At 34.2% G+C, this 1046-nt stretch carries 1 protein-coding gene; it reads right to left on the minus strand.

The genetic code is table 11. From position 1 onward, the window contains the following. Nucleotides 1-443: 443 nt before the first annotated feature. Nucleotides 444-1046, minus strand: a 603-nt coding sequence (locus GPK90_RS15040; protein ID WP_215703346.1) for an RNA-guided endonuclease TnpB family protein, incomplete at its 5' end; no start/stop codon positions are given.

The raw sequence follows: 1046 nt of genomic DNA on the forward strand, positions 1-1046 counted from the left end.
TTTACATACTGTTCAGTTTTCAAGGAACTGTTTTTGTTGTTTCCGTGTTTCAGAAGCAACTCATTTATTCTATCAAATCACGTTTGATTTGTCAAGAACTTTTTTAAACCTTTTTGAAGTAATTAAGAAGCTTTCTTAATGACTCTCAATAAGTTTTGCCCTCTTTCTCAAGGCGAGTATTATGATATCAAATCCCTCAGCGAAAGTCAACCATTTTTTACCATTTTTTTGATTTCTTTTTACATTTTTTCATTACCATTGCACTTCTGTTGCATTTCATCAACATATTGTTTTTTTTGTTATACGCACACAACATTTGCCATTCTGTATCCATAACGTGAACTACCCATTGTCTTAAGCCAATGGGCTTCCTGCTTCATCGACCTCGTAACCTACTATCTCCACAGGCGTTAATTTGGGCAGTCCCTGCCCTATATATTTCTTTATGCTATTTGTCTTAATCCTTCTGTCAGTATATTTTTCGCGGCATTGATATCCCTGTCATGTTCTGCTCCGCATTTCGGACATATCCATGTCCTCACTGACAAATCTTTTGTATCTGGATTCTGATACCCGCAAACAGAACATAATTGACTACTAGCATAAAATGTATCTATTTTGATGTATTTCCTGCCATTCCATTTTGCCTTATACTCTAACTGTCTTGTCAGCTCATACCATGATACATCACTTATGGCTTTTGCCAGATGATGATTTTTTACCATGTTTTTTATCTGTAAATTCTCTGAAACTATCACTTGGTTTTCGCTGATAATCTCATGTGAAACTTTATGTAGATAATCTTTTCTTATATTCCTTATTTTCTCATGGCATAATGCTATCTTTTTCTTTGTTTTATAATAGTTCTTGCTTCTCTTTCCTTTATGTGACAGCTGCCTTTGCAGCTTTACAAGCTGTTTCTCGTATTTTTTTATAATTTTTTGATTCTCATATACCTTCCCATCGGAAGTAATACATAAATCTTTAAGTCCTAAATCGATTCCTATGTTATGATTTGTATGTGCCAGTTCCTTATGCTCCGTTTC

It is taken from the genome of Clostridium sp. MCC344 (genome assembly GCF_018785365.1).
Classification (GTDB): domain Bacteria; phylum Bacillota; class Clostridia; order Lachnospirales; family Lachnospiraceae; genus Pilosibacter.